7 protein-coding genes are annotated in these 7594 nt (G+C 66.1%); 5 read left to right on the top strand and 2 right to left on the bottom strand.

Going from position 1 to position 7594, the window contains the following annotated elements; all coding sequences use genetic code 11:
- A partial coding sequence (locus QZV72_RS13840; protein WP_297009243.1) for a hypothetical protein occupies window positions 1-350 on the bottom strand: 350 nt, incomplete at its 3' end.
- A gap of 110 nt (window positions 351-460) precedes the next feature.
- On the bottom strand, window positions 461-814 hold the full coding sequence (locus QZV72_RS13845) for a transposase (RefSeq protein ID WP_297009244.1): 354 nt from the start codon (window positions 812-814) through the stop codon (window positions 461-463).
- Window positions 815-1003: 189 nt separating this feature from the next.
- On the opposite strand from QZV72_RS13845, the gene QZV72_RS13850 reads away from it, so the two are divergent.
- The 5 genes from QZV72_RS13850 (at window position 1004) to QZV72_RS13870 (ending at window position 7503) form a co-directional block, all read left to right on the top strand.
- Window positions 1004-2686, top strand: coding sequence for a PucR family transcriptional regulator (locus QZV72_RS13850; protein WP_297009245.1), 1683 nt, complete (start codon window positions 1004-1006; stop codon window positions 2684-2686).
- Between the two features lie 189 nt (window positions 2687-2875).
- A complete protein-coding gene (locus QZV72_RS13855) occupies window positions 2876-4192 on the top strand; it encodes a M20 family metallo-hydrolase (protein ID WP_297009246.1) in 1317 nt (438 codons plus the stop codon).
- Window positions 4193-4228: 36 nt separating this feature from the next.
- Complete coding sequence (locus tag QZV72_RS13860) at window positions 4229-4495, top strand: DUF3311 domain-containing protein (protein ID WP_066585294.1); 267 nt, start codon at window positions 4229-4231, stop codon at window positions 4493-4495.
- The gene (locus QZV72_RS13865) at window positions 4492-5985 is read left to right on the top strand and encodes a sodium:solute symporter (protein ID WP_297009247.1); all 1494 of its coding nucleotides are present in this window, start codon (window positions 4492-4494) and stop codon (window positions 5983-5985) included. The genes QZV72_RS13860 and QZV72_RS13865 overlap by 4 nt, the downstream gene beginning before the upstream one ends.
- A 75-nt stretch (window positions 5986-6060) precedes the next feature.
- A complete protein-coding gene (locus QZV72_RS13870) occupies window positions 6061-7503 on the top strand; it encodes an amidase (protein ID WP_297009250.1) in 1443 nt (480 codons plus the stop codon).
- Window positions 7504-7594: the final 91 nt, after the last annotated feature.

Here is a 7594-nt window from a genome sequence, read left to right on the forward strand (position 1 = left end):
GTGGCGTAGGACTCCCAGAAACTGTCTCCGCGAGACAGTAGCGCAGTGCCGACGAGGGTGCTCAGGGTGATGAGGGGATAGCTATCGAAGACCCGGGTCGCCTGCTCCTGGCGCGCTGTGATTCCGCAGAGCGCCGTGGCGAGGATATCGGTGAGATAGGTGTAGTCCGCTGTCTCCAGTCCCAGATCGGTGAAGAGCACCGCCCTGTCTTCGGGCGTGCTCTCTTGAACCTTGCGGAGTGCCTCCCAGAGGATCATGTCCGCTGCCTGCAACCGTTCCCTATGGGTGCCAGCGCCTTCACGTGCGGCGATGCGCTCACTGATCGTTGCCGCATGGCGGGTGTTCGACATGTTGCTCCTTCACATGTGCTGTACAGGAAGGCATGTTAGGTGACGCTCGCGACAGTTACTGGACACCATGAACGAACATTCGAAAATGGGGGTAGTGCGACAGGGATCCGTCATAGTCGGCGGTGAACGGTCATGACCAGCAACGTTGGCCTGTCAAACACCGCCGCGAAGTGCCGCTGTGCCGGTTCGATGTCCTTACGCCCGATCAGGTGCAGCAGACTGATCGCCGTGTTCCGCAACGTCGCCATCACCCGTGGGCCGACCCCGGTACGGATTAGCGACGCATCCTCACCGAAGACCACGTCACGGACCCAGTGCAGCTTGTTCTCAATGCCCCAATGCCGCTGAACCCACCTCGCCAGCATCGCCACCGGCGCCTCCACATGCCCCAGCGAACACACCACGTACACCACCTCGGTGGACTTATTTCCCTTTACCCTCGAACATAGATCACGCGTATTCACTGTCTACAGAACGTGACGCGGTCCACAGTTCCGTCTCGTGTGATCAGGCAATGACCGTGTTCGAACGTGTTCGTACCGATCCCGGATTCCACCCCCGAAATAGTGGGGCGCTCCGGGTGACGGGAGGCCGGCGCTGCAGCTGGACAGTCTGTCACTGTTTCGTAACAATCCTCCGGCAGGATGGGCCGGATGAACGCCCCGACCATCTCTCCTCTGACCATCGCCGATATTCTCGCCCTGCCTGAGGCCGCATCGGGAGCTCCCAGGGTGCTCACCGGTGAAGCTCTGCTCAGCAGGCCGGTCCGGTGGATCCACGTCGCAGAACAGGCCTCTTCCGCGCGACTCCTCGACGGAGGAGAACTGCTGCTCACCACAGGTGTCGGGTGGCCGGCGAGTGCCCGGGAACGCAGCAGGTTCGTGGCGAACTGTGCGGCCAGCGGGGCTGTGGGACTCGCGGTGGAACTGGGAGGAACGTGGGACCGGGTTCCCGGTGACGTCATCGACGCGTCCAGGCGGTACGGACTGCCGTTGATCGTGTTCACCACCGAGATCCGGTTCGCCCGTCTCACCCGGGAGGTCCATGAGACCATTGTCAGGGACCATCTCACCGCAGTTGAGGCGACAGCCGAGGTCGCCGACACCTTCACCCGCATGATCCACAACGGGGCCGCGACCGGGCAACTCGTCACCGCGGCGTCCCGGCTCCTCGGTTGTCCGGTGGTCCTGGAAGATGTCGGCCACCGTGTTGTCGTCGCGGAGGAGGCGGGTCTCGGCCTCGGTGAACTGCTCGACGGCTGGTCCGGGCGCTCCGCCGAGATCGTCCGTCCCCCGGGGGCCCGGGATGACCGCTCGTACACCTGTACCGTCCGTGACGGGGAGTTCTGGACCGTCGCGCCGGTCCACGTCCGGGGACGCAACTGGGGCAGACTGCTTGCCTACGGAAGTTCGGGGCACCCCGCGGGAGTTGCCCGTGTCCTCGGACAGGCCGCTGTCGCGCTCGCCATCGACAGGCTCAGTTCCGCCGAGACCTCCGGATGGTCGGATCTGGTCCGCACGGCCGCCATGGCCCGCCTGCTCAACCTGCCCTCGTCGACCACGGAAGACACCCGGGCAGCGCTCACTGCCAGCGGCTTCCCGGTGGAAGGACGCCAACTGACCGGACTCGAGATCGAGATCGGCGGGAAAGTGCCCGATGTCGCGGCGGTCGCCGACGCGATCCGGGGAGGAGTCACCGGTGCGAGGGTTCTCGCCGCCCGCTCCGACACCGGTACGGGTGTGACCGCCGCTGTGTCCGCAGCCTCCGGTACCGGCACCGACGTTCTCGACGGGGAACTGCGCGACGCACTCGCACCCTTCGCCGTCGGTACAGGCCCCACCGGTGATCCGGTCCGCCTGCGGATCATCCGGGGGCCGTCGGCGCAGGACCTGCCCTCACTGCTGTCGTCGATCAGGAGGGCACAGGCCTATGCCGCCGAAACACCCCACTGGTGGTGGACGGTCAGCAGGGACCCCGGCGTGCCCGAGCTGGTCCATGTCGAGGCAGATTCCCTGGCCCCGGTCCTGGGGGTCCTCGCCGACGACGTGCGCGTCCAGGCTTTCGCCGAAGAGACGCTCGGACCGGTGCTCCGGTACGACGCACGCAACGGCACCGATCTCCTCGACGTCCTGCGCACCGTCGTGCAGTACCCGCAGTCGCGTGCCAGGGCCGCCAAGGCGGTGCACCTGTCCCGCACCTCCTTCTACAACCGTCTGGCGACCCTCGAACGGCTGCTCGGAGCTGATCTCGCAGACGGCGACAGTCTGTTCAGGATCGGTCTCGCACTACGTTCACGGGGAACCCGGCTGTCGGGCAGTGACGCCGAACTCCGTTGAAAGTGCAGGTCTTCACGTCGGACCTGCTGTGAATCCCGCCCGAAACCCTCCCACAACGCCCGGGTAACAAATGGACAGACCGTCCGGCAGAGCCGGCCTTTCGGAGCGAAATGCACCTCTGTGACCACCGGGTGGGCGTCCAGTCTGAACAGGTAAAGAATCTCACTCCCCGAGAAAGAAGACCTGCCCATGACTACTGCAGTGCAGTTCGCGCCGTCGACCCGTACCGCCGACGTCACCGACGAAGACTTCCTCGCCGACTTCCACCACACCACCGTCTACGGGGCCACAGAGGCCGGTGGCATCGACCGCCAGGCCGGTACCCCCGAACACGGTGCCGTGCGTGCATGGTTCCGGGAACGTGCGGCCGCTCTCGGCATGACCGTCACCGTCGACGGTATCGGCAACCAGTACGCCACCTTCACCTGGATCGACGACGAACCCGGCGCCCTCATCGGTTCACATCTCGACAGTCAGCCGCTCGGCGGCCGCTTCGACGGAACCTACGGCGTCATCGCCGCACTTCACGCCGCAGCACGCGTCAACGACGAGGTCCGGGCCGGACGCCTGACCCCGACACACAATCTCACCGTCGTCGACTGGTTCAACGAGGAAGGTGCACGCTTCGCCCCCTCGATCATGGGCAGCTCCGTGATGGTAGGCCTGCTGGACGGGGAGAAGGCGCTCGCCACCACCGACCCGGCAGGTGTGACCGTGAAAGAGGCCCTGGAATCCATCGACTGTCTCGGGACCGACCCCGCGCCGGAGATCGTGGCCTACGCCGAGATCCACATTGAGCAGGGGCGCATCCTCGAACGGGAACAGACCACAGTCGGGGCGGTCACCCAGAGCTGGTACACCCAGAAACTGCTTGTCGCAGTGAGGGGCGAACAGTCCCACACCGGGGCGACGATCATGTCCGACCGACACGACGCCCTCGTCGCCGCGTCCAGGATCGTCCTGTTCACCGAGGACGTCGTCGAGAACTTCGAACCCGAGAAGATCGTCACCTCCGTCGGCCAGTTCACCGTCCACCCGAACTCGCCGATCGTCGTTCCCCGTGAAGTGGACCTGGTCATAGACCTGCGGGCCTCGAAGAAACAGGACGTCCTCGACGCCCGCGACATCCTCCGCAGACAGATCGCCGACCTTGCCGTCGAACGCGGCATCCGGATCGACGTGGAGGACTACGACATCCGGGATATCCAGCACTACCCGGTCGACGGGGTGGAACTGACCGAGAAGGCGGCCGCGGACGCCGGGGTCAGCTGCATGCGCATCGAAACCATGGCAGGTCACGATTCCGTGGCTGTCAACCGCATCGCCCCGTCCGTGATGGTCTTCATCCCCTCCGTCGACGGTGTCTCCCACTGCGAACGTGAGTTCTCCACCGACGCCGACATGGTCGCCGGCGTCACCGCATTCACCCAGATCGTCCGACGCCTGGTCACCGGCGCCCTGGACGGGACAACCCCCGGCGAGCCGTTCACCGGATCCGACGTCTGACCACAACACCCCGACTCCGAGAGGACCTGATATCCCGTGCACCTGACCCCCTGGCACTCACTACTTCTCATTCCCGTCATCGCACTGGTGGGAACCCCGCTCTACCCCTTCGTCAACTCCGGGGCCGTCGTCCTCGGCCTCCCGGTGATGATGCTCTGGGTCGCCGGCTGGGGTGTCGCCACCACCCTCATCCTCGCACTTCTCTACCGGCACGAACCCGAACTCGCCGACCCCGCTGATGACGCTGCTGACGACGCAGACGCCGCAGTGACCGGTCGCTCCCGCGGGGAGGTCGCAGCATGATCGTCGCAGCTGTCATCGGTATCCTCCTCGTCACCGTCCTCGCCGCCATGGGACGGCGGCAGTCCCTGGACACCCACACCGGATGGTCCATCGGTAACCGGGGCATGAGCAGCCTGACCACGTTCTTCCTCCAAGCGGGCGCCATCTTCACCAGCTTCACCTTCCTGGGGATGTCGGGCCTCACCGTTCTCGGCGGAGTCTCCGCGACATACATGCCCGCCTACCTGGTCCTCGGGTACATCGGCATGTTCCTCATCGGCCCCGTCGTCTGGAAACTGGGGAAGGTCTTCAGCTACCACACCAACGCAGACATGGTCGGACACCAGTTCCGCAGCCCACTGCTCGGCAAACTTGTCGCCCTGGTCTCCGTCATCTTCTTCGTTCCGATCGTCCAGGTCCAGATCGTGGGCCTCGGAACCATGGTGTCCTTCGCCACCGGACAGAAGTCCGCCGGTAACGCCTCCATGATCGTCGCCACCGTCCTCATCCTCCTCTTCGTCGGCTACGCAGGCCTGCGCGGTGTCGCCTCCGCGGCGTACTTCAAGGACGTGGCCATGGTCGTGGCACTCCTGGTCATCCTGTTCGGAGTGCTCGTCAGGTACTCGGGCGAATGGGGCCTCGACGGCGTCATGTCCGAGGCCGGTGACATGCTCACGGTGGACCCGGGCTCCCAGACCTACGGAATCATCTGGTTCGTCACCAGTGTCATCGTCAGCGGTATCGGCCTCGGCGGTATGACACTGCCGGAGAGCTGGCCGGCGGTGCTGTCCGCCAACGGCTCCCGTGCCGTGTCCAAGAACCATGTCATGCTGCCCCTGTACACCCTGGCCACATTCGTGCCGATCATCATCGGCTTCTACGCCGCCACCCACCTGGAGGTCGGCAAGGGGGAGGAAAACTCCGCCATCCTCACCATCGCCCAGGATTCCCTGCCCGGTTGGCTGATGGGAGCCGTCCTCATCGCCGGTATCTCCTGTGCGATCGTTCCCGCGGCACACTGTGTCCTCTCGATCGCCACCCTCGTTTCCTCGAACCTCACCCCGGCCGGAACGACCGACGGACGACGCCTCATGGTCGGCAAGATCTCTGCCGGTGTCATCCTGCTCGCTTCCCTGTGGCTCTCGCTGACCCGGCCGGATCTCATGGCCAACCTCTACCTGCTGACCTACGCAGGGCTGGCCCAGCTCGCTCCGGCGAACATCCTGTCCTGTACCCGGTCCACGCTCATCAACGCCAGGGGCCTCATCGCAGGCCTCGTCGTCGGTGAGGTGATCGTCATCGCCTACACCATCGCCGGTACCAACCTCTGGGGTGTGAACAACGGTGTAACCGGCCTTGTCGCCAACCTCGTCGTCATGGTTGCCGTCTCCCTGGCCACCGGCAGGGCCGAGCGTCCCAGGTTCCCGGACATGCCCACCCGACGTGTCTCCGCCCCGGCCCCGACCGACGTCAACCCCGGCGCCGGCGGTCATGTTCCCGCCGAAGTCTGATCTTTCCGACCCTGAGGAGAATCTCCTGTGACAGACACCGTCCACATATCAAACCCTGCCGGCCTGAATCCTGCCGTGGCCTCGTCAACCGCCTCGGCGACAGAACTCCTGGCGGACTTTGCGGCAGGACGCCGGCTCCCCTCCGAAGTGGTCGCCGAATCCCTTGCCCGCATCGCCGCCACCGAACCGGAGATCAACGCCGTCACCGGGATCCTCGCCACGGACCCGGACCAGGTCGCAGCCGTCGCCGCGGCGGACGCGTACTGGCGCGGACACGCCGGTCCCGGCGCCGCGGCACCTGCGGACCGACCGCTGCTTGGCGTCCCCGTGGTCGTCAAGGAGAAGCACGCCGTCGCCGGTCATCCGGTCGACCAGGCTGTTCCCGCCACCGTGGAAACCCCGGACGTCGACCACCCGGTGGTCGCCAGACTGCGCGCGGCAGGTGCCGTCCTCGTCGCGCGCACCGCCAACCCGGAATTCTGTGCGGCCACGTTCACCGATTCCGCTGCCCACGGCGTCACCCGCAACCCGTGGAACCCGGAGTTCACCCCGGGCGGTTCATCCGGGGGCTCGGGTGCCGCCCTCGCCGCCGGTTACGCCCCGCTGGCCACCGGTTCCGACATCGGAGGTTCCACCCGCATCCCCGCGACATTCTGCGGGGTGGTCGGCTACAAGGCGCCCTACGGTGTCGTCCCGGGTCTGCATCCTTCGACGATGGACTGGTACCGCAGCGACTCGGCGATGGCCCGCACCGTCGGGGATGTCTTTCTCATGCACAATGTCATCGCCGGCCGGCATCCCGCCGACCCGAACAGTGTCCCTCTGGGACCGGTCACGGAGCCGGAGGACGGCCGGTCCGTGGCAGGGCACCGGATCATCGTCTCCGAGACGCTCGGGGACTACCCGGTGGACGACACGGTGGTCGACAATCTCCGGGTCGCGGCCGATGCCCTGGCTGCCCGGGGCGCGGTCATCGAACACCGGAACCCGGACTGGACCGTCGCCGAGCTGATGGAGGTGGCCATGGCGCACTACGGTCACACACTGGCCCCGGGGATGGAGGAGGTCATCGAGTCCTCCGGTGCAGAGGTCTCCCCGTACATCACCCAGTTCATCGACCACACCCTGGCGGCTGCGGCGAGAATGCCGCTGTACGAGACCATGGTCCGCGAAACCCGGATCCACACCGAACTCGGCAGGCTCCTGGACGGAGCGACCGCGCTCATCACCCCGGTGACAACGGCAGATGCCCTGCCTGCGGAAGCTCCGCTGGTCTCGGTGAACTCCCGCGGCGAACACTACTGGGCCACGCACATGGCGGTACCCTTCAACATCTGCAACCGGAACCCGGCCCTCGCCGTGCCGACCGGTGTCGGTCCCCGCGGCGTGCCCACCGGGCTCCAGATCGTCGGCGACACCTATGACCAGCAGGCCGTCTTCCGCGTCGGGTTCGCACTGGAGGACGCCGGGACCGGGGTTCTGCAGGCCCGCGGCGACGTCCCGGACACAACCGCGTAACAACCGGACAACAACTGGACACTGTGTCCGGACGTACCTGTTTTCCGGGCCGGAACGGCCACCGCCGGACCGCGGTGTTCGTCGGAGAATA

Source organism: uncultured Corynebacterium sp. (assembly GCF_902782855.1).
In the GTDB taxonomy this organism is placed as follows: Bacteria; Actinomycetota; Actinomycetes; order Mycobacteriales; family Mycobacteriaceae; genus Corynebacterium.